We start from the raw sequence: 20,984 nt of genomic DNA, 5'->3' as shown, positions 1-20,984 counted from the left end.
AACGAGTACCCGACATGGACGCCCGTCATCTTGCCTTCCTGGCCCGCCAACCTTCGGCCGCCCTGCAGCCCCGCGAACGCTTCTGGGGCCTGCCCAAGCGCGCCTTGGCGTTCCTGCTGGCCAACGTCATGTTCTGGCAGCCGCTGTGGGCCCAGGCCGAGGGCATCGTGGTCAGCGGCGCGGGCACCACGGTGGGGGCGGCGGGCAACGGCGTGCCGGTGGTCAACATCGCCGCGCCCAACGCCAGCGGCCTGTCGCACAACCAGTTCCAGGACTACAACGTCGGCAGTCAGGGCGTCATCCTCAACAACGCCACTGGCCGCACCCAGGCCACCCGGCTGGGCGGCATTATCCTGGGCAACGGCAACCTCAACGGCCAGGCCGCCAGCACTATCCTCAACGAGGTCACCGGCAACAACCGCAGCCAGCTCAAGGGCTACACGGAAGTGGCCGGGCAGGCCGCGCGGGTCATCGTCGCCAATCCCTACGGCGTCACGTGCAACGGCTGCGGCTTCATCAACACGCCGCGTGCCACCCTCACCACCGGCAAGCCGGTGCTCGACGGCAGCGGCCGCCTGGACCGCTTCCAGGTCGATGGCGGCGACATCAGCATCGAAGGCGCCGGCCTCGACGCCAGCAACGTCGACCAGTTCGAGCTGATCACCCGCTCCACCCAGCTCAACGCCAAGCTGTACGCCAGGAACCTGGCCGTGGTCACCGGCCGCAACGACGTCAACGCCGACACCCTGCAGGCCACCCCGCGCGCCGATGATGCCTCGGACAAACCGGCATTGGCGATCGACAGCAGCGCACTGGGCGGCATGTACGTGGGGGCAGTGAAGCTGGTGGGCACCGAGAAGGGCGTGGGTGTGCGCCTGGCCGGCGACCTGGCAGCCAGCGCCGGCGACGTGCAGATCGACGCCAACGGCAAGCTGACCCTGGCCAACGTCAGCGCCAACGGTGCGGTGGTGGCCAAGGCCACCGCCATCGACGCCCAGGGCCCGGTGTACGCCGGCACCCGCGTTGACCTGCGCAGCGCCGGTGCAATCGACAACCGCACCAGCCTGACCGCACGTGACAGCATCACCCTCAGTGCCGACGGCAAACTGACCAACAGCGGCGTGATCGAGGCCGGCGTCAACGCCGACAACACCCGCAACAGCCAGGGCGACGTGACTCTGCACGCCGCCGAGCTCAGCAACAGCGCCAGCGTGATCGCCAGCCGCACCCTCGACGCCCGCGGCAGCAAGAGCCTGCGCAACGACGGCGGGGTAATCCAGGGCCGCGACGTCAGCCTGCACAGCGCCCAGGTCACCAACAACGGCAGCACTGCGCGCCTGCGCGGGGCAAACAGCCTCAATCTCAACACCCCGGCACTCGCCAACCTGGGCGGCCTGATTCGCTTTGGCGCCGGGCAGAATGTCGACCTCAGCCTCACCAGCCTGGACAACCGCGCCGGCCGCCTGGAAGTGGTGGGCGGGCAGTTCAAGGTAGTGGCCAGCACCTTCGACAACCGCGGTGGCAGCCTGCTGGCCGACCGCCTCGACCTCGGCGTCGGGCAACTGGACAACCGCAACGGCATCGTCTCGGCCAGCGCGGGCGCCGCCAAGGTGCAAGCCAGCACACTGCTCGACAACCAGGGCGGACGCATCGAGGCCAGCACAACCCTGGACGCAGGCGCCGGCACCGTCGATAACCGCGCTGGCACCCTCAGCGGTGGCGACGTCAGCGTGGCGGCCGACAGCCTCGACAACCGCGCCGGCGGCCAGATTATCGCCACCGCCGGCAGCCTCGACCTGCGCCTGGCTCAGCGCTTCGACAACCAGGCCGGCCGCGCCCTGGCCAAGACCCTGTTCAGCCTGCAGGCCAGCGCGGTGGACAACCGCCACGGCAAGCTGCAAGGCCAGGCCCTGGTGCTCGATAACACCGGCGCCGGTTTCGACAACCGCGCCGGCAGCCTGCTGTTCGACACCCTCGACCTCACCGCCAGCCACCTCGACAACCGCGACGCCGGCCTGGTCGCCGCCGGCCTCGGTGGCGCCCGCCTCGCCCTGGGCAGCCTCGCCAACAGCGGCGGGCGCCTCCAGAGCGACGCCGCCCTGCACATCAGCGCGCCGACGCTCGATAACCATGCCGGTGTCATCAGCGGCAAGGCCGTGACCCTCGTCGCCAACCAGCTGGACAACAGCGCCAAGGGCGCCGTGCTGGGCAACGGCGGCGCCGTGCGCCTGACCATCAACGGTGTGCTCGACAACGCCACTGGCGTCATCGACGCCGCCGACCAGGCCCTGTGGCTGCAAGGCTTCAACCAGCTGGACAACCGCAACGGCAGCCTCAGCGGCAACCGTGTGGAGGTCAGCGGCAGCCAGCTCGACAACCGCCAGGGCGGGCAGATCCTGGCCGGTGCCGATGGCCTGCTGATCACCGCCACCAGCGTCCTCAATCAGCAGGGCCTGCTGCGCGCCCAGGGCGGCGCCCTGACCCTTGCCTTGGGCGACGGCACCCTGCAGAACCAGGGCGGCAGCGTGCTGGCCGACACCCTGGATATCACTGCCGGCAGCCTCGACAACAGCGCCGACGACAGCCGCGCCGGCATGCTCTCCAGCCTGGCCGGCAAGCTCAAACTGGCAGTTGCCCAGCTCACCAACCGCGCCGGCAAGGTGTTCGCCAGTGGCGACCTCAGCCTCGATGGCCGGCGCCTGGACAACGGCGCCGATGGCGAGATCAGCGGCGCCACCGTCGCCCTCAAGCTCGCCGACCAACTCAACAACCAGGGCCTGATCGAGTCTGCCGGCGGCCTGGACATTACTGTGGGTGACCTCAACAACAGCGGCCGCCTGCGGGCCCTGGGTGGCGCGCAAAGCCGCTTCGCCCTCGGCGGCGCGCTGGTCAACAGCGGCACCCTGCAACTCTACAGCCAGGCCTTCAGCCTGCAGGCCGCCAGCCTCGACGGCAGCCAAGGCAGCATCACCGGCACCGGCAGCGCCGACTGGCAGCTGGGCAGCATTCGCAGCGTCGGCCGCGCGCAGTTCGACGGCGCACTCAGCGTGACCAGCGGCGGCGCCCTGGCCCTGCTGGCCGGCGACCGCCTGGCCACGTCCGGCCAGTTGACCCTCAACGTCGCCAGCCTGGACAACGCCGGCGAACTGGCCAGCGACCTGGACCTGGCCATGGGCCTGATCGGCGACCTGGTCAACCGCGGGCGCATTTCCAGCCAGGGCCACCTGCGGGCCAGCGCCCAAGCGTTCACGCAACTGGGCGGGCGCCTGGCCAGCGCCGGCGACACCACCCTGACGTTGAGCGGCGACCTCACCAACGACGGGCGCCTGATCGCCAGCCGCAACCTGAGCATCAGCGCCGCCAACATCACCAACAACGGCACCCTGGGCGCCAATGGCACGCTCAGCCTCAAGGCCCTGGGCGCCATCAGCAACAGCGCCGACACCCTGCTGTTCAGCGCCGGCGACATGACCCTGCGCAGCGACCGCTTCAGCAACACCTACGGCGAGCTCTACAGCCAGGGCGCGCTGAGCTTCGCCGGCTACGACGGCGGCCGCGCCAGCACCTTCAGCAACCTCTCGGGCAGCGTCGAAAGCCTGGGCGCCATGGATCTCAATGCCGTCAGCATCGAGAACGCCAAGGCCCAGTTCGAACTGGCCAAGGCCGTCACCAGCGGCGGCCTGGAATGGCGATGCGGCCAGCACTGCGGTGGCCACGATTCCTTCAAGCGCGGCGCCATCACCATCACCAAGACCCTCGACGAGAGCGTACTGCTGGACTCGCCCATGGCCCGCCTGGTGGCCGGCCAGGGCATGACCCTCAACGCCAGCGACGTGCAGAACCGCTACAGCCTGATGGCCGCCAACGGCAACCTCACCATCAACGCCGACAGCCTCCTCAACCAAGGCGCCTCGTCGCGCAGCGGCAGCCAGGTCATCGTCATCAGCACCCCGGCACGCATCGGCACCGGCTACTGGGACCAGATGGAATTCATCGACGTGCCGGCGTTCAACGCCGCCGTCGCCGCCGGCAACTTCGACCTGGCCCGCTTCAACGAACTGATCGCTCGTTCCAGCGACAGCCGCTTCCGGCAGGACAGCGACGTCACCACCTGGAACCCCGACGCCAGCCACAACTACACCAGCACCCTGCAGGCGGGCGGCAGCGTGGCGCTGAACGTCACCACGCAGATCCAGAACGGCACCCTGCTGGAACAGACCCAGGCGCAGCTCACCGGCCACCTGGACAGCGAGGCCACCCAGCGGGTCGGTGCCGTCGAAATCCAGCTCAGCCCCGAGCACAGCAGCGCCACGCCGCTGCAAGCCAAGGACGTGCAGCGCGTGGAGCGCATTGACGCCGACGGTACCGTGCGCGTCAGCTACATTCCGGTGGACTTCACCGGCGTGCCGTTCGCCGCCGTCGACCCTACTGCCTCCAGCAGCTTCCGCCTGCCCCAGGGCCAGTACGGCCTGTTCGTGCCCAGCCAGAACCCGCACAGCCAGTACCTGATCGAGACCAACCCCAATCTTACCGACCCGAGCAAGTTCATGAGCTCGGACTACCTGCTGGGCCAGATCGGCTACAGCAGCGACGAAGCCGCCCGCCGCCTGGGCGACGGCCGCTACGAGACCCGCCTGATCAGCGACGCCGTGGTGGCCCGCACCGGCCAGCGCTTCCTGGCCGCCAGCCTCACCAGCGACTACGACCAGTACCGCTACCTGATGGACAACGCCCTGGCCAGCAAGGCCGCGCTCAACCTCAGCGTGGGCGTGGGCCTGAGCGCCCAGCAGGTCGCGGCCCTGACCCACGACATCGTGTGGATGGAAAACCGCGTCATCGACGGCCAGAGCGTACTGGTACCGGTGCTGTACCTGGCCCAGGCCGACAGCCGCAACGTCAACGGCGGCGCGCTGATCCAGGGTCGTGACCTGAAGCTGATGGCAGGCAATGACCTGATCAACGTGGGCACCCTGAGTGCCAGCAATGACCTCAGTGCAAGCGTAGGCGGGAGCGTCTACAACGGCGGGGTTGCAGAGGCCAATGAGCGCTTGAGCCTGTTGGCGCAGGACAGTATCCGCAATGCGCTGGCGGGGGATATTCGTGGCAAGCAGGTGGACCTGGTCACGCTCAGGGGCGACATCGTCAATGACCGCACGGCGATTGCGGTGCGCGATGGGGCGGGGATGCGGACCGTTACGGATGAGGGGGGGCGGATAACGGCGGGGAATGCCCTGAATGCAGCCGCCGGCCAGGATCTCACCAACCTCGGGGCGATCAATTCTGAAGGCAATGCGAACCTGCAAGCCGGGCGCGATATCAACTTGCGCGGGGTACAGGACGTCAGCGAGAAGCACGAATTCCACAACGGCGGACACAATTCCAGTATCACCCACGTTGTGGATAACCTCGTTTCCACGGTGACCGCCAAAGGCAACCTGGCCCTGGATGCAGGCCGAGACCTGAATGTCGTCGCCAGTAAAGCCAACGCCGAGAAAGACCTGCAGGCCACCGCCAGCCGCGACATCAATCTGCTGTCGGCGGGCGATGTCCAGGACGTGCACTCCTTCAGCAAAAGCGGGCACAAACGCGTCACCCGGGAAAACAACCAGACCCAGCAGCAAGCGGGTGAGTTGAGCGCGGGCGGTAACGTTGTCGCCGTAGCCACCAAAACCATGACTCTGGTTGCCAGCAAGATTACCGCTGGCGACGAGGCGTACCTGTATGCCGGCAAACAAGTAAGCGTACTGGCGGGGGAGAACAGCACTTCCACCCTTTACGACATGACCAAGAAGAGCCGTACCAGCAAGAAAAGCCAGCTGGACCTGGTCACCAACACCACCAACGCTGGCAGCGCCGTCACCAGCGGGCAGGGCACCACGGTCGTTTCCGGGCAAGACCTGCTGATCAGAGGCAGTGAAGTGTCGGCCGACAAAGGCGATGTACGCCTGCAAGCGGTCAACGACGTGGCGATCGTTGCTGGTGAAGACACCACCACTGCCCGCCACGAGAAGAGCAGCAGCAAAAGCAGCTGGGGCGGCCTCAAGGCCAGCAAGGTCAAGGACAAGGTCAACGAACACCAGACCAGTGCCGCAGGCAGCCTGGTCTCTGGCGACACGGTGAATGTGACGGCCGGGCGGGATGCGGCTATCACTGGCTCCTCGCTGGTCAGTACCGACGATATCAACGTGCTGGCCAGGCGTGACCTGACCGTGGACGCCGCCGAAAATACCTTCCAGCGCACGGAGTATCACAAGGAAAAAAGCCGTGACCTGACGGGCATCGCCACCGCCAACATGGGCGGGCTCGATGACATCACCGGCAACCTTCACCTGTCCATCGGCAGTCAGAAACATACCGGCAACGCCAGCGAAACCACCTTGACCGGTAGCACCATTGGCTCAAGCGCAGGCGACGTCAACCTCAGTGCGGGGCGAACGCTGAGCGTGGTTGGCAGCGATCTTGTCAGCACCAAGGACATGACCCTGACCGGTGCCGATGTGCGCATCGCGGCAGGTATGGAGACCGGCAAGCAAAGCAGCGTCGACACCTCCAGCAGCCTTGCCGTGGGCAGGGTAATTGGCGGTACGGTCATCGACACCGTCAAGAGCATCCGCAACGACGTACAGGCCGCCCGCCAGGCTGACGACAAGCGCCTGGCCGCAGTAAAGGGCGCGCAGGCGGCACTGTCGCTCTATAACGCCGTGGGCAACTCCAGCGCCGGCGCGGCTAACGAGTCCGATGGTCGGCCAGCCAACAGTGGCGGTTCGCTGATCAAGATCGGCACTGAACTGGCGTCCACCCATAGCAAAAGCACCAGCGATTACGAAAGCCAGACGGCCAAATCGTCGACGGTGACCAGTGGCGGCAATCTGGCCGTCATCGCAACCGGCGACCAGGCGGACGCGAAGGGTGACATCGACATCCTCGGCAGTCAGCTCAAGGCTGAGCAGACGCTGCTGATGGCCAAGAACAACATCAACCTGGAAAGCCAGCAGAACACCCAGGAATGGAGCAATCACGACACCCACAGCAAGCTGGCCATTGGCGCCAGTTTCAACATCGGCTCGCAGAATGGCTTTACCCTCGACTTGGGCGCTCAGGCGGCGAAAGGCTTGGGGACTGGCAGTGAATTAACCCAGGTCAACACGACCGTCGACACCTCTCAGTTGACAGTGCGCAGCGGCCGGGACACTACGCTGGCGGGTGCGCAGGTACGTGCAGACAGCATCAACGCTGACATTGGCGGCAACCTCAATATCGCGTCTCGCCAGGACGAGTCAGACAGCAAGAACAAGCAAACCAGCGGTGGTTTTGGCGGCAGCATCTGTGTACCGCCGTTCTGCTATGGGGCCACGGTTACCGCCAGCGGCAACCTGGCAGCAAGCAACACCAAGTCTGATTACGCTGCGGTCACGGAGCAGACGGGGCTGTTCGCTGGCACAGGTGGCTACGACATTCATGTAGGCGGGACTACCCGCCTGGATGGTGCTGTCATCGCCAGCGAGGCCACGCCGGACAAAAACCGCCTTGATACTGATCGGTTGGTTGTCAGCGATATCAAGAACAAGAGCGAAGTCAAAAGCTCTGCGGCTGGGATCAGCCTTTCCTACAACGGTAGTGACAACCGTGGGCCCGCCGACCCGACGGCTGGAAATACTGGCAACAGCCTTCTCGGCAAGAATTCTCCCCGCGCCGAGACGAGTTCCGGCGTAGGGGGGGCGGTCCCCTTGTTGCTTTCCGACAAAGACAGCAGCGCTACCCGGAGTGCGATCAGCGAAGGCACGATCGTCGTCCGGAACCCGGAAGGCGCCAATGATCTTGTTGGTTTGAATCGTGACACGGCCCATGCCAATGAACAGCTGGATCGCCCGGATGAGAAGGCGTTACAGGAACGTATCGATCTGATCCAGAGCACCGTGCAACTGGGTCAAAGCGTGATAGAAACGGTGGCGGCTGCAAAGCGCAAAGACGCAGAGGAGCAGAGGAAAAAAGCCACAACCGAAGCGGAAAAAGTGGCAGCTACCGCCGCTGTTGAAGATGCCAACGCTTGGTCTGTGGGGGGAGACAAACGCCTATTGGCGGATGTAGCCACTGGTTTGATAGCCGCTGGATTAGGTGGAGCTGGCGGTGCAACAGGTGTTGGTATTCTCGCCAATACCACGTCGGCTGATACCTACCAGGCCATTGGCAATTATGCCGACAGGCAGTCACGTCTGGCTCAGGATGAGACCACACGAGCAGCGTGGGCAGAAGGTGGATCGGCGCGGGCGTTGATGCACGCGCTGGCGGGGGCACTGCAAGGGCTGTCGAGTGGTAACGCCTTGGCAGGTGCATCGGGCGCTGCGGCCTCCGAAATGCTGATGCCTGTCATAGACAAGGCTTTGGCTGACAGCGGTTACTCCGCCACAGACAGAGCATCGTTGACGACACTGATCGCGGCGGGCGTAGGCGCCGGCGCAGCAGCCGCAACGAATGGGGGAGCTGCCGCCCAGGCAGTGGGAGCCAAGACGGCAACAGGCGTAGACCTCTACAACCGCAAGCTACATCAGCAACAGGAGGTGGCGGTACTCAAGCAGAAAGCTGAAGAGCTCAAAGCTACCGTCGCATTGAAATCTGATGTCAGCTGGGAAGATCTGCTGATGTTGGCTGGCGGCGCAGCGGTAGATGCCAAGGATCAGCAGCGCCTGTTGGGCATTCTGCGTATGGCCGATGGCAACGATCCGGAGTCGCTGAACTTCCTTGCGGACTTTGATCAAGCGATGAAGGTCGTCAACGACCTTGCAGCGCAGCGCATCCCCCTGACTTGGGCCAACGGGCAGCCGATCATCGCAGATGGCAAACCTGTTTACGCGTTCAGCGCCACCGAGGAGCAGTTCAATGACTCGGGGTTGTTTGATGCGACGACGCTCTATGGGCAGGGTGCGATATACGACCAGTGGCGTCGGTTCGGTCAGGCGCAGACGGCTGCGCACTCGAGTGAGCTGTCTGGAGCCTCAAGTTATCCCAGCCTTGTAGAGGGAGCGGCTGAGCGGGCAACAGGGCCTGCAATGAAAGGTATCAACACCATCGCGCCGGAGTTGGAGGCGCTGATGGTTATTGCTCCGGGGCTGAGGGGGGCGAAGCTTGCTGCTGACGCGGTGATGGCGCGGTTGGCGGGTAAGCGGGGGCAGGGTTTGATTGAGGCCGGGGCGAGTGATACCGTCGCCTCGACTGGGGTTAGTTCTGCGTCCGAAGCAACGTCAATATTTGCTCAGCAGAGAAAATTTTGGTCTAAAGACCCCATTGAGTTCAACGGAAACAGGGTTTACCAAAGGGATGACCTCTTTGATCCAAACCTAATAACGTCTTGGCGAGAGCGAGGAAAAGTAGTGACTGGAACCAATATTGAGCGTATGGCCACCGGTCGGGCTCCTATTGGGCTGGATGGTAAGTCGGTTAATCTACATCATATGACTCAGACTCAGTCGGGGGCCATCGCAGAGATGACACAGACCTTCCATCAGACGAATAGCAAGGTTATCCACATTAATCCGAATACCATGCCTTCCGGGATCGATAGGCCCATGTTTGATAAGTGGAAAGACAGCTATTGGCAGCAGCGTGCTGCCGGATTGAGGGAGTAAATATATGGAAGCCATGGCCGAAAAGGTTAAATGTCTAATCGCCGGACATCCAGAAATCATCAATTTCGGGTCTGAAAATGATTATGTCGGCGATGACTGGGTGGAGAGGGCGGAAAGTGTATTAGGGTATCCATTATCTCCATCCTATCTTTGGTTTTTACAAAATTATGGTGGGGGAGAGATAGGGTCTGAAGAGATTTATAGTATATATGGGATGGAGTTTGACGGCGTCTGTGGGGGGGACATCGTTTATCACCATATCATAGGGCGGAACGCCGGGTGGGACACGTCTAAGCTGCTTGTAAGTGAAACCGATTTTGGTGAGTCGTTTATGTTTGATTGCTCTTCGGTTTTCGAAGGGGAGTACCCAATACTGCAACGGCTGCCATCTGGGGAGTTAATCCATTATGCGACTGATTTTTACGGGTTTTTATACAAAAGAATTTTGGCGCATGTATCGTGATTGTTTGAGCTAAGTTGGGTTTTTTGACGGGGTTGTGCTGGACGAATTAAAAAGTTGAACGGATGAAGTCACTGGGATTAGTTCAAAGCTAGGGGGGGAGCGTCCGCGACCCTTAGTGAGCTTCTCGGGAGCCCTGGTGTTTTGGCACACGAAAACGCTTCGGTCTGGTGTGATATCCGACCAATGGCGTCGACTCGATCAGGTGCAGGCGGCTGCGGACTAAAGTGAAGTGTATAGGCCTAAGGTAGCCCAGTGCTGCAGATGCTAATCTGGGTGTGTTGTTGATGCTTAAAACGAGGCGTCAGCATTGGTGGATACGCTGTAAGAGTTAATGAAGTCGCATACAGTCGGTGGCTGGGAAGATTTTGTGCTTGCAATGGGTTAAGGTGGTGGGCCAAGTATGAAATTTAACGTCTAAATGATGTCAGCAGGGCAGGGCGGTTGGGATGTATGTGAGAGCGGAGCTTGGCTGTGTATTAAAATACATTCTTTGGTGAGGTGAAAGCTTTGTGGCGTGATACGTTGGAAAAGCCTTCCGCAACATCGGTGCATTTTTGTTGTTCCGAAGAATTTGACTTGTTGGTCTCAAGCGGATTGCAGTTGTACGTGGCCACGTTGGTAGAGGATGTGAGTAGTCAGGCCCTTTTCGGAATAATCGCTGAGGTATTGAGATTTCCTGCATGTTTCGGAAGTAATTGGGACGCTTTAGATGACTGCCTTACGGATTTGGAATGGTTAGCTCCAGTTGGGATAGTATTAGCTCTTCGAGATGCAAATAGGGCATGCGTGGAAAATTCGCTTGCGCTCAGGCGTTTCTTGGCGTCATGGTCGGAGGCGAATGAGTTTTGGCTTGAAGCAAATCGACCTTTTCATCTGCTATTTGTCTGCGGGTAAGTTTTTAAAAAAACAACGGTGGAGTGAGTGTGCAGCATTTAAGCGCCGCCTTTCGCCGCTCGAATTATTGTTAGAGAGAAATAGGTGAGGGGATGTAGTGGTCTAATGAAGCCGGACACCCATTTAGGCGAGAATGCTCGCCATAGAGAGGTGTCTGATGACCAAGCAACGACGTACCTTTACCCCCGAATTCAAAAGTAAAGCCGCCAGCCTGGTGCTTGACCAAGGCTACAGCCACATTGAGGCAGCCCGGTCGCTCGGGCTAGTTGAATCAGCATTGCGTCGGTGGGTCAGCCAACTCCAGCAGGAGCGTGGCGGTGTCACCCCGACTAGCAAGGCGTTAACACCTGAGCAGCAAAAAATCCAAGAACTGGAAGCCCGAATCAATCGTCTGGAACGGGAAAAGTCGATCCTAAAAAAGGCTACCGCGCTCTTGATGGCCGAGGAGCACGAGCGCTCGCGTTAGTCGATCAGCTTCGCTCCGAGGAGCCGGTTGATCTGTTGTGCTCGGTATTTGAAGTCACCCGATCTTGCTACTACGCGTACTGTCGAAAACGCCGATCCGCTGATGCCGAACGGGTGATTTTGCGCAGCCGTGTGAACGAACTGTTTACCCAAAGCCGAAGCGCTGCGGGCAGTCGAAGCATCAAGCTGATGATGAAAGAAGACGGCATGCAAATCGGGCGATTCAAGGTACGTAGGTTGATGCGCGAGATGAACCTGATCAGCAAACAACCGGGCTCCCATGCCTATAAAAAGGCCACCGTTGAGCGACCTGATATCCCGAACATGCTTGATCGAGAGTTCAGCGTGGTGTCCCCCGACAAGGTCTGGTGCGGTGACATTACGTACGTTTGGGCCGAAGGCCGATGGCACAATCTGGCAGCGGTCATCGATCTTTATGCGCGCCGGGTCGTAGGCTGGGCGTTCTCATCCAATCCTGACGCTGACCTGGTTATCAAGGCATTGGATATGGCCTATGAGCAGCGTGGCCGGCCTCAGAATGTGCTGTTTCACAGCGATCAGGGCAGCCAGTACGGCAGCCGGATTTTCCGCCAGAGACTATGGCGATACCGTTTCACACAGAGCATGAGTCGGCGTGGTAACTGCCATGACAACGCGCCAATGGAGCGGCTATTTCGCAGCCTGAAAACTGAATGGATACCGACGGTGGGCTACATGAGCGCCGCGTTGGCTAAACAAGATATCGGTCGTTTTCTGATGGAACGGTACAACTGGCGGCGACCGCATCAATTCAACGAAGGATTAGCGCTTGCCGTTGCCGAGGAAAAACTTAACGCAGTGTCCGGGATCAGTTGACCACTACAGTGCGCGCTTGGCATGGGCTGCGGGGCTGCTGGCCAGCGCAGCCTGGCGGCAGCGGCTACAGAGCTTGCTTGGGGTGGGGGATGCGCGCAGAAACTGGCGGCGCATTTTCATAACCCGTCAGCCTTGGCTTGGTTCTGCCTTTTCCGTGTCCAGCCTCAGAAATTGCGCAGGCACGCGTTCCACCAACCACACCCCATTCTCCGCCCGAAAGAACGTGAAGCCCTGCTGCTGCATCGCCTGTGTCTCGATGCGCAGCACCACGGGCTTGCCATAGCGCTGCCCCACGGCCGCTGCCGTAGTGATGTCTTCAGCCAGGTGCACGTGGTGACGCGCGCCGGCGATCAGGCCTTGTTCGCGGATGGAATCCAGAAAGCGGGTGGCAGTGCCATGGTAGAGCACGGTCGGTGGCTCTTGTGCTTCTAGCTGCAGGTTGACGCTGGTGGTGGAGTGGCCTTGCACGGCGCGTATGCGCTGGCCGTCGCTGGACAGGGCGAAGCGTTTTTTGTCGCTGGTGTCGACTACGGCTTGGATCTGGTCTCGGTTCAGGGTGCGGCCCTGGGTGGCTGCGCCGCGGATGAGTTGGTCGAGGTCGGCCCAACCTTCGCTGTCCAGGGTAAGGCCGATGGCTTGGGGCTCGTGGCGTAGGACGTAGCTGAGGAATTTGCTGAGGTCGTTGAGGGCGGTGCTGTTCATGGGGCTTCCTGCCTAGGGGGCTGGGTGATGGGATATCCAGTGGGAAGGTTTCCCTACGGTTTGTAGGAGGCTTCCGGTTTTGTTCGGATGGCTGGAATGAGCGTTTCGAAGAATCTATTGGAGGTGTTCGCAGGCTCAGTTAACGCGCCAGCGCACTAGATCCACGAGAAATGGTCCGTAATCCAGTCATTCAGCTGAATGTATTTACTAGAGATGAGCAATGACAAAATGGGATGGGTACCTGGATGCGTTGCAAGTCGCGAAGGGGCTGTACGAATTCGCTATGTCGGAGCGGAACTATAGCAGTCTGGCAGCCTTCCATTTTGTCAGCGATGAAATGGATTGCTTTGGCGGCCCTGGCTCAACTTTGATGTCTTTGTTTTTCTGGGTTTCTATTTTCAAGGTTGGATTTGATCGCGGGTTGAGCGTGGTAGGAGGTGATGAGTATTTTTTGGAAATATGCTCCGATTTGAAGGCCTCGCTCAGCGAATTTGTACTACAAGGCACTGATAAAAACAGATTTGATTCCATTGAGTTGAGTGTTTTCTCTTCAGATAGTGCGTTCGTCCTTTGCAAGCTTGATGAGACTGGTGTGTAGCGGCACGGTTGCAGTGGCTTCGGGCATTCTCGCGCTCCAGGCAGCCGGCAGGTAGGTGTGCATGGCGCAGAGAGCGCTGATGTAACCGGTGCCGAAGATTGAGTCTATGGTGAGGCAACTGGCCAGCGCAGCCTGGCGGCAGCGGCGACAGTCCTGGGGGCAGCTTCCCCCTCAAACCTCCACCAACGCCCCCAACTCCCGCTCCAGCTCCTCCATATCTCCGAGATTCAACTCGATGATCCGGCGCAAATGCCCAATATCTTCCAAGCCAATGTGCAGGCAGGCGAACCCCAGGTGCCCGTGCTCTTCATGGCGCAATTCCGCGTCCATGCGCACCTCGATCAGGTCGGTGAGGTGGATGTTGATCTGGAAGTGCTTGCGCGGGTCGACGTCCCAGTGGTCGGGCCGCTGGATCAGGGCGCCACGCAGGGACAGGTCGATGAGTTTCACCGACCAGTTGCGGTCGCCCTGGCTGATCTGAGTCTTGGCGTCGAAGGCGACGCGCTTGAAGCGGCGGCGCTCGTCGTGGGTATCGGTCATGGCTGCGGCCCTCTGCGATTCCCCTGACTATAGCTTAGTGTCTCAAAGCCATCTTCGAACCCGTCGACAATACTGACGATAGGTGTCGCCGAACTGTTGCTCCAGCTGCGCCTCGTCCGGGCGGATGACGGCGCGGTTCATGATGGCGATCAGGGCGGGCAGCAGCAGCCATGGCCACAGGCTGCTCAGCAGCACGCCGATGCCGGCGTAGGCCAGGGTGTCGCCCAGGTTCACCGGGTTGCGTGACACGGCGAAGGGGCCGTGCTGCAGCAATTGGTCCGGCTGTTCGAAGTTGCTGGGGCTGGTGGCCTGGCGCTTGAAGCGCAGCATGGCCCAGAACGACAGGCCCTGGCCCAGCACTATCAGGGCCACGCCGGTGGCGCGGGTCCAACTGGTGTCGGGCACGGGCAGGGGCAGGGCGTAGCTCAATGCGATGGCCACGGCGATGAAGGTCAGGTACAGCAGCGGCGGGGGAAACGGAGCCTTGGGCATGGGGGCATTCCTGTGCGGGGGCTTACTTATTGCGACCGGCGTTTGGCCGCGGTGTTCACTGGTCTGCTGGTGCTTGCCAAGTGCCACGCAAGGGCGGATAAAAATGATGGTCGTCCTGTAAAAGAAGGCTCTAGACCAACGTAAGGGGTGGTCTTTCCGTGCAGTCTCGCTAGACTCGCAGGGCTGACTTTCGTATCCACTTGGTTGGAATAAAAAAAATGAACAACAACAATAGTCCGCTCCGCCATCTGCCATGGCTGATCGTGGCAGTACTGGGAGCGTGCGCCCTCGGCGTCGTGGCGTTGCGCCGCGGCGAAGCGGTCAACGCACTGTGGATTGTGGTGGCGGCGGTGGCTATCTACCTGGTTGCCTATCGTTACTACAGCCTCTTCATCGCCAACACCGTGATGCAACTCGACCCGCGTCGGGCCACGCCGGCGGTGCTCAACAACGACGGTCTGGACTATGTGCCGACCAACAAGCACATCCTCTTTGGCCACCACTTTGCCGCCATCGCTGGCGCAGGGCCGCTGGTGGGCCCGGTGCTGGCCGCACAGATGGGCTACCTGCCCGGCACGCTGTGGCTGATCGCCGGCGTGGTGCTGGCCGGCGCGGTGCAGGACTTCCTGGTGCTGTTCATGTCCACGCGGCGCAACGGGCGCTCGCTGGGGGACATGGTGCGCGAGGAGATGGGCCGCATTCCCGGTACCATCGCCCTGTTCGGCTGCTTCCTGATCATGATCATCATCCTCGCGGTGCTGGCGCTGATCGTGGTCAAGGCCCTGGCCGACAGCCCATGGGGCATGTTCACGGTGATGGCGACCATCCCGATCGCGATGTTCATGGGCGTGTACATGCGCTACATCCGCCCGGGCCGCATCGGCGAGATCTCGATCATTGGCGTGTTGCTGCTGCTGGGCTCGATCTGGCTGGGGGGCCAGATTGCCGCTGATCCGGCGTGGAACAAGATCTTCAGCTTCACCGGCATCCAGATCACCTGGATGCTGATCGGCTACGGCGCGGTGTCGGCGGTGCTGCCGGTATGGCTGGTGCTGGCGCCGCGTGACTACCTGTCGACCTTCCTGAAGATCGGCACCATCATTGCCCTGGCGATCGGCATCCTGATCACCACCCCGGTGCTGAAAATGCCGGCGCTGACCCAGTTCATCGACGGCACCGGCCCGGTGTGGAAGGGCGGCCTGTTCCCGTTCCTGTTCATTACCATTGCCTGTGGCGCGGTGTCGGGCTTCCACGCGCTGATTGCCTCGGGCACCACGCCCAAGCTGCTGGATAACGAAACCAACGCCCGCTACATCGGTTACGGCGGCATGCTGATGGAATCCTTCGTGGCGATCATGGCCATGGTGGCGGCCTCGGTGATCGAGCCGGGCGTGTACTTCGCCATGAACAGCCCGCCCGCCGTGGTCGGTACTGACGTGGTGGCGGTGGCGACCGCCGTCAGCAACTGGGGCTTTGCCATTACCCCGGACGCCCTGACGGCCGTGGCCCACGACATTGGCGAGAACACCATCCTGGCCCGTGCCGGTGGCGCGCCGACCCTGGCCGTGGGTATCGCGCAGATCCTGCACCACGTGTTGCCGGGTGAGAACACCATGGCGTTCTGGTACCACTTCGCGATCCTGTTCGAGGCGCTGTTCATCCTCACCGCAGTAGACGCCGGCACCCGTGCCGGGCGCTTCATGCTGCAGGACCTGCTGGGCTCGTTCGTGCCGGCGCTGAAGCGCACCGAGTCGTGGACCGCCAACATCATCGGCACCGCCGGTTGCGTGGCGCTGTGGGGTTACCTGCTGTATCAAGGCGTGGTCGACCCGCTGGGCGGCATCAACACCCTGTGGCCGCTGTTCGGTATCTCCAACCAGATGCTGGCCGGTATCGCGCTGATGCTGGGCGTGGTGGTGCTGATCAAGATGAAGCGCCAGCGCTACATCTGGGTGCCGTTGATTCCCGCTGTGTGGCTGCTGATCTGCACCACTACCGCGGGCTTCATCAAGCTGTTCGACGCCAACCCGGCCATCGGTTTCCTGGCCCTGGCGAAGAAATACAGCGCGGCGCTGGACGCCGGGCAGATCGTTGCCCCGGCCAAGGACATCAACCAGATGCAGCACGTGATCTTCAACGCGTACACCAACGCGGCGCTGACCGGGCTGTTCCTGTTCGTGGTATTCGCGATTCTGTTCTATGCCATCAAGGTCGGTATCGCGGCCTGGGGCAAGACCGAGCGCACCGACAAGGAATCGCCTTTCCAGGCGGTCCCGGACGCGTGATGAACGAGGTAGGCAGACATGTTCAATGACCTGAGCCGGCTGGGCAAATACCTGGGGCAGGCCGCGCGCCTGATGGTGGGCATGCCCGACTACGACAACTACGTAGCGCACATGCAGGCCAAGCACCCGGACAAGCCGGTGATGGACTACGAGGCGTTCTTCCGCGAACGCCAGGAGGCCCGCTACGGCGGCAAGGGCGGGCCGAAGTGTTGTTGATTTGACCCACCGCGAACCCGTAGCCGCTGCCGCAGGCTGCGCTGGCCCTCATGTACCCTGGAGATCTCCAGTGGGGTACAGGGCCAGCGCAGCCTGCGGCAGCGGCTACGGTCACTTCTGGAGTATGCATTTGTCTTCCCCCATTCCCGTCACCATCCTCAGCGGCTTCCTGGGCGCCGGCAAGACCACCTTGCTGCGCCACCTGCTCAAGGCCGAGCACGGCCTGAAAATAGCCGTCATCGAGAACGAATTCAGCGACGCCGGCATCGACACCCAGCTGCTGGGCGACGCCCCGGTGCAGGTCATGACCCTGGCCAACGGCTGCGTCTGCTGCACCATCCACACCGACCTGACCAAGGCGCTGTTCCTGCTGCTGGAACGCCTGGACAGCGGCGAGCTGGCCTTCGACCGCCTGGTGATCGAGTGCACCGGCCTGGCCGACCCCGCGCCTGTGGCGCAGACCTTTTTCATCGACGAGGAACTGCGCGAGCGCTACATCCTCGACGGCATCATCACCCTGGTGGACGCCGCCAACGCCGACGTGCATCTGGCGCAGACCATCGCCCAGGCCCAAGTGGGCTTTGCCGACCGCCTGCTGGTGAGCAAGACCGACCTGGTCAGTGCCGAGGCCTTCGAGGCCCTGAGCCAGCGCCTGACCCGCATCAACCGCCGCGCCCCGGTGCGCGTGGTGCAGCACGGCGAGATCGACCTGGCCGAGCTGCTGGACGTGCGCGGCTTCAACCTCAACGCCAGCCTAAATTTGCGCCCGGTGGTGGCCGCCGGCAGCCTGGACCGCATCAGCAGCCTGGTGCTGCGCACCGACCAGCCGCTGGACATCGACCGCCTCAGCGACTTCATGAACCAGCTGCTGGAAGACCACGGCCGCCAGTTGCTGCGCTACAAGGGCGTGCTGAACATCGCCGGCGAAGACCGCCGCCTGGTGTTCCAGGGCGTGCTCAAACTGTACGGCTTCGACTGGGACACCGAGTGGGCCCCTGGGGAGGCGCGCGAGAGCGTGATGGTGTTCATCGCCGACGACCTGCCCGAAGAAAAGATCCGCGCCGGCTTTGCCGCGTTGCAGGCTTAACCGATCGGTCATGTTTCGCTGTTAGCGTGGCGCCCCTGCCCACCCCCTGACAGCGGAGCACCGATGCGTTCACGCCATACCCCACGGCCATGGTTGGCCCTTGCCCTGTTGCTGGCACTACCGGCGGCACGCGCCGATTTCAGCATTCCCGGCTTCGAGCTGGTGCACACGGTGCCGCTGGCCACCACCCTGCAAACCCCCGACCTGCGCGCGCCGGGGCCGGTGTGGATGCAGCTGTTCGACAACGCCCGCCACAGCATCGACATCGAACAGTTCTACGCCGTGGACCACCCAGGTTCGGTGATGGAGCAGGTGATCAAGCACCTGCAGGCCGCTGGCGAACGCGGGGTGAAGATCCGCTTCCTGCTGGAAGACAAGGGCCAGAAGCTCTCCGACCCGGCCACCCTGGCGCGGCTGCGGGCCATCCCCAACCTGAGCTTCGCCGTGCTGCCCTACGCGCAGCTGACCGGCAACGGCATCATCCACGCCAAGTTCATGGTGGTGGACGGCAAGCAGGCCTTCGTCGGCAGCCAGAATTTCGACTGGCGTTCGATGGAGCATATCCACGAGACCGGCATGCTCATCAGCGAGGCGCAGATGGCCGCCCAGGTGCAAGCCATCTTCAACCAGGACTGGGCCGCCGAGCAGGCCCTCAGCCAGCACCAGCCGGTGCCGCAGCCGGCCCAGGGCGCACCTGCGCCACGCACCGGCAATTACCTGGTGGCCAGCCCGGCGCGCTTCAACCCGCCCGGTGTGGGCGACTCGGAGCAGGAGCTGCCACAACTGCTGGCCGAGGCCAAACATGAGGTGCGCGTGCAGCTGCTGGACTATGCGCCGCTGTCCTACGGCCCCGACCACACCCGCCCTTATTACCCGGTCATCGACAACGCCCTGCGCGCTGCGGCAGCCCGCGGCGTGCTGGTGAAGTTGATGGTGTCGGACTGGAACACCGCCGAGCCCGAGCTGGACTACCTGAAAAGCCTGGCGGTGCTGCCCAACGTGCAGGTGCGCATTGTCACCATTCCCGAGGCGCCCACGGGCTTCATCCCTTACGCGCGGGTGACCCACAGCAAGACCATGGAAATCGACGGCCAGGTGGCCTGGGTGGGCACCAGCAACTGGCTGGGCGGCTACATGGACAAGTCGCGCAACCTGGAGGTGGTGATGCGCAACCCGGCCATGGCCACGCGCGTAGGCCAGCTGCATGCCCAACTGTGGGACAGCCCCTACGCGCACCTGCTACAACTGGACAAAACCTACCCACCCCCCCACCCCGGCACCCCGTAGCAGCTGCCGCAGGCTGCGTCCGGCGCCCTGGACGCGGCCTTTGGCCGCTGCTACGGGTTGTGCGGGCATAAAAAAACCGGCTCGATGAGCCGGTTTTTTTTGCGTCAGGGTACTGCTATCAGTTGCCGTAGACCGGCAGCTTGGCGCAGATGGCCTTGACCTTCTCGCGAACGGCGTCGATCACCGCTTCGTTGTTCAGGTCCGCCAGGATGTCGCAGATCCAGCCGGCCAGTTCCTTGCACTCTGCTTCCTTGAAGCCACGGGTGGTCACGGCCGGGGTGCCGAAGCGCAGGCCCGAGGTGACGAACGGGGAGCGTGGATCGTTTGGCACCGAGTTCTTGTTCACGGTGATGAACGCCTTGCCCAGTGCTGCGTCGGCGTCTTTGCCGGAGATTTCCTGCTTGATCAGCGACAGCAGGAACAGGTGGTTCTGAGTACCGCCCGACACCACGTCGAAGCCGCGCTCGATGAACACGCCGGCCATGGCCTGGGCGTTCTTCACCACTTGTTGCTGGTAGGCCTTGAACTCAGGCTGCAGCGCTTCCTTGAAGCACACGGCCTTGGCGGCGATGACGTGCTCCAGTGGGCCGCCCTGGGCGCCTGGGAACACGGCGGAGTTCAGCTTCTTCTCGATGTCGGCGTTGGCGCGCGCCAGGATCAGGCCGCCACGTGGACCGCGCAGGGTCTTGTGGGTAGTGGTGGTGACCACGTCGGCGAACGGCACAGGGTTGGGGTAGACGCCAGCGGCGACCAGGCCGGCCACGTGGGCCATGTCGACGAACAGGTAGGCACCTACCTTGTCGGCGATTTCGCGGAAGCGGGCGAAGTCCAGCACTTGCGAGTAGGCGGAGAAACCGGCCACGACCATCTTCGGCTTGTGCTCGACGGCCAGGCGCTCGACTTCGTCGTAGTCGATCAGGCCGTTGGCGTCGATGCCGTACTGGACAGCGTTGTACAACTTGCCCGACGAGGAAACGCTGGCACCGTGGGTCAGGTGACCGCCGTGGGCCAGGCTCATGCCCAGGATGGTGTCGCCGGCCTGCAGCAGGGCCAGGTAGACGGCGGCGTTGGCCTGGGAGCCGGCGTGCGGCTGGACGTTGGCGTAGTCGGCGCCGAACAGCTGCTTGGCACGGTCGATGGCCAGTTGCTCAACCACGTCGACGTACTCGCAGCCGCCGTAGTAGCGCTTGCCTGGGTAGCCTTCGGCGTACTTGTTGGTCAGCACCGAGCCTTGGGCTTCCATGACGGCTGGGCTGGTGTAGTTCTCCGAGGCGATCAGCTCGATGTGCTCTTCCTGGCGCTGAGCTTCTTGCTCCATGGCGGCAAAGAGATCGGCGTCGAACTTGGCAAGGGTCAAATCACGGCTGAACATGGCGGTCCTCAAGGATCGTGCTGGAAAAAGGTGATCAGGCGCGCATTCTACCCCATCGCGTTTTATCTGGCATATGAAAGGCAGTCATTGCCTTGACGAGTGGTG

General features: G+C 62.3%; 13 protein-coding genes. 9 read left to right on the top strand and 4 right to left on the bottom strand.

The window, feature by feature from the left end; genetic code table 11:
* The first annotated feature begins 14 nt into the window (after positions 1–14).
* The 4 genes from RAM80_RS13285 (at position 15) to RAM80_RS13270 (ending at position 12,300) form a co-directional block, all read left to right on the top strand.
* Entirely contained in the window at positions 15–9,623 is a 9,609-nt protein-coding gene (locus RAM80_RS13285; RefSeq protein WP_416426987.1) for a hemagglutinin repeat-containing protein, read from the top strand.
* A 4-nt stretch (positions 9,624–9,627) separates the two neighbouring features.
* On the top strand, positions 9,628–10,086 hold the full coding sequence (locus RAM80_RS13280) for an SMI1/KNR4 family protein (protein ID WP_416426986.1): 459 nt from the start codon (positions 9,628–9,630) through the stop codon (positions 10,084–10,086).
* Positions 10,087–10,584: 498 nt separating this feature from the next.
* Entirely contained in the window at positions 10,585–10,980 is a 396-nt protein-coding gene (locus RAM80_RS13275) for a barstar family protein (RefSeq protein ID WP_416426985.1), read from the top strand.
* Between the two features lie 157 nt (positions 10,981–11,137).
* Positions 11,138–12,300, top strand: a protein-coding gene (locus RAM80_RS13270; protein ID WP_416426984.1) for an IS3 family transposase whose coding sequence is annotated in 2 segments (ribosomal slippage) — positions 11,138–11,393 and positions 11,393–12,300 — 1,164 coding nt in all. Because the reading frame shifts where the segments join, the coding sequence is not laid out codon by codon here.
* 126 nt (positions 12,301–12,426) lie between these two features.
* Here RAM80_RS13270 and RAM80_RS13265 read toward each other — a convergent pair.
* Positions 12,427–13,002 carry an RNA 2'-phosphotransferase gene (locus RAM80_RS13265; protein ID WP_416426983.1) on the bottom strand — a complete coding sequence of 192 codons (576 nt, stop codon included), beginning with the start codon at positions 13,000–13,002 and terminating at the stop codon, positions 12,427–12,429.
* A gap of 220 nt (positions 13,003–13,222) precedes the next feature.
* On the opposite strand from RAM80_RS13265, the gene RAM80_RS13260 reads away from it, so the two are divergent.
* Positions 13,223–13,600 (top strand): hypothetical protein, encoded by a 378-nt coding sequence (locus RAM80_RS13260; protein WP_416426982.1) that lies wholly within the window; start codon positions 13,223–13,225, stop codon positions 13,598–13,600.
* A 171-nt stretch (positions 13,601–13,771) separates the two neighbouring features.
* On the opposite strand, the gene RAM80_RS13255 is transcribed toward RAM80_RS13260, so the two are convergent.
* The gene (locus RAM80_RS13255) at positions 13,772–14,140 is read right to left on the bottom strand and encodes a PilZ domain-containing protein (RefSeq protein ID WP_416426981.1); all 369 of its coding nucleotides are present in this window, start codon (positions 14,138–14,140) and stop codon (positions 13,772–13,774) included.
* A 42-nt stretch (positions 14,141–14,182) separates the two neighbouring features.
* Positions 14,183–14,632, bottom strand: coding sequence for a methyltransferase family protein (locus RAM80_RS13250; RefSeq protein WP_416426980.1), 450 nt, complete (start codon positions 14,630–14,632; stop codon positions 14,183–14,185).
* Between the two features lie 218 nt (positions 14,633–14,850).
* Here RAM80_RS13250 and RAM80_RS13245 point away from each other — a divergent pair, with 218 nt between their 5' ends.
* The 4 genes from RAM80_RS13245 to RAM80_RS13230 all read left to right on the top strand — a co-directional run bounded on the left by RAM80_RS13245 (position 14,851) and on the right by RAM80_RS13230 (position 19,507).
* A complete protein-coding gene (locus RAM80_RS13245; RefSeq protein WP_416426979.1) occupies positions 14,851–16,917 on the top strand; it encodes a carbon starvation CstA family protein in 2,067 nt (688 codons plus the stop codon).
* 18 nt (positions 16,918–16,935) lie between these two features.
* Positions 16,936–17,133 carry a YbdD/YjiX family protein gene (locus tag RAM80_RS13240; RefSeq protein WP_416426978.1) on the top strand — a complete coding sequence of 66 codons (198 nt, stop codon included), beginning with the start codon at positions 16,936–16,938 and terminating at the stop codon, positions 17,131–17,133.
* 124 nt (positions 17,134–17,257) lie between these two features.
* Entirely contained in the window at positions 17,258–18,220 is a 963-nt protein-coding gene (gene yjiA / locus RAM80_RS13235) for a GTPase (RefSeq protein WP_416426977.1), read from the top strand.
* A gap of 63 nt (positions 18,221–18,283) precedes the next feature.
* Positions 18,284–19,507: a phospholipase D-like domain-containing protein gene (locus RAM80_RS13230; protein ID WP_416426976.1), complete on the top strand. Its 1,224-nt coding sequence runs from the start codon at positions 18,284–18,286 to the stop codon at positions 19,505–19,507.
* A gap of 118 nt (positions 19,508–19,625) precedes the next feature.
* Here the strand turns inward: RAM80_RS13230 and glyA are convergent, their stop codons facing one another.
* A complete protein-coding gene (gene glyA / locus RAM80_RS13225) occupies positions 19,626–20,879 on the bottom strand; it encodes a serine hydroxymethyltransferase (protein WP_416426975.1) in 1,254 nt (417 codons plus the stop codon).
* Positions 20,880–20,984: the final 105 nt, after the last annotated feature.

This window comes from Pseudomonas sp. App30 (assembly GCF_047947025.1).
Lineage (GTDB): Bacteria > Pseudomonadota > Gammaproteobacteria > Pseudomonadales > Pseudomonadaceae > Aquipseudomonas.
This window is presented reverse-complemented; position numbering and strand designations above follow the sequence as displayed.

Coding starts and splice junctions, on each gene's coding strand:
- RAM80_RS13285 (WP_416426987.1), top strand. CDS start 15: ATGGACGCCCGTCATCTTGCCTTCCTGGCCCGCCAACCTTCGGCCGCC.
- RAM80_RS13280 (WP_416426986.1), top strand. CDS start 9,628: ATGGAAGCCATGGCCGAAAAGGTTAAATGTCTAATCGCCGGACATCCA.
- RAM80_RS13265 (WP_416426983.1), bottom strand. CDS start 13,002: ATGAACAGCACCGCCCTCAACGACCTCAGCAAATTCCTCAGCTACGTC.
- RAM80_RS13260 (WP_416426982.1), top strand. CDS start 13,223: ATGACAAAATGGGATGGGTACCTGGATGCGTTGCAAGTCGCGAAGGGG.
- RAM80_RS13255 (WP_416426981.1), bottom strand. CDS start 14,140: ATGACCGATACCCACGACGAGCGCCGCCGCTTCAAGCGCGTCGCCTTC.
- RAM80_RS13250 (WP_416426980.1), bottom strand. CDS start 14,632: ATGCCCAAGGCTCCGTTTCCCCCGCCGCTGCTGTACCTGACCTTCATC.
- RAM80_RS13245 (WP_416426979.1), top strand. CDS start 14,851: ATGAACAACAACAATAGTCCGCTCCGCCATCTGCCATGGCTGATCGTG.
- RAM80_RS13240 (WP_416426978.1), top strand. CDS start 16,936: ATGTTCAATGACCTGAGCCGGCTGGGCAAATACCTGGGGCAGGCCGCG.
- yjiA (WP_416426977.1), top strand. CDS start 17,258: ATGCATTTGTCTTCCCCCATTCCCGTCACCATCCTCAGCGGCTTCCTG.
- RAM80_RS13230 (WP_416426976.1), top strand. CDS start 18,284: ATGCGTTCACGCCATACCCCACGGCCATGGTTGGCCCTTGCCCTGTTG.
- glyA (WP_416426975.1), bottom strand. CDS start 20,879: ATGTTCAGCCGTGATTTGACCCTTGCCAAGTTCGACGCCGATCTCTTT.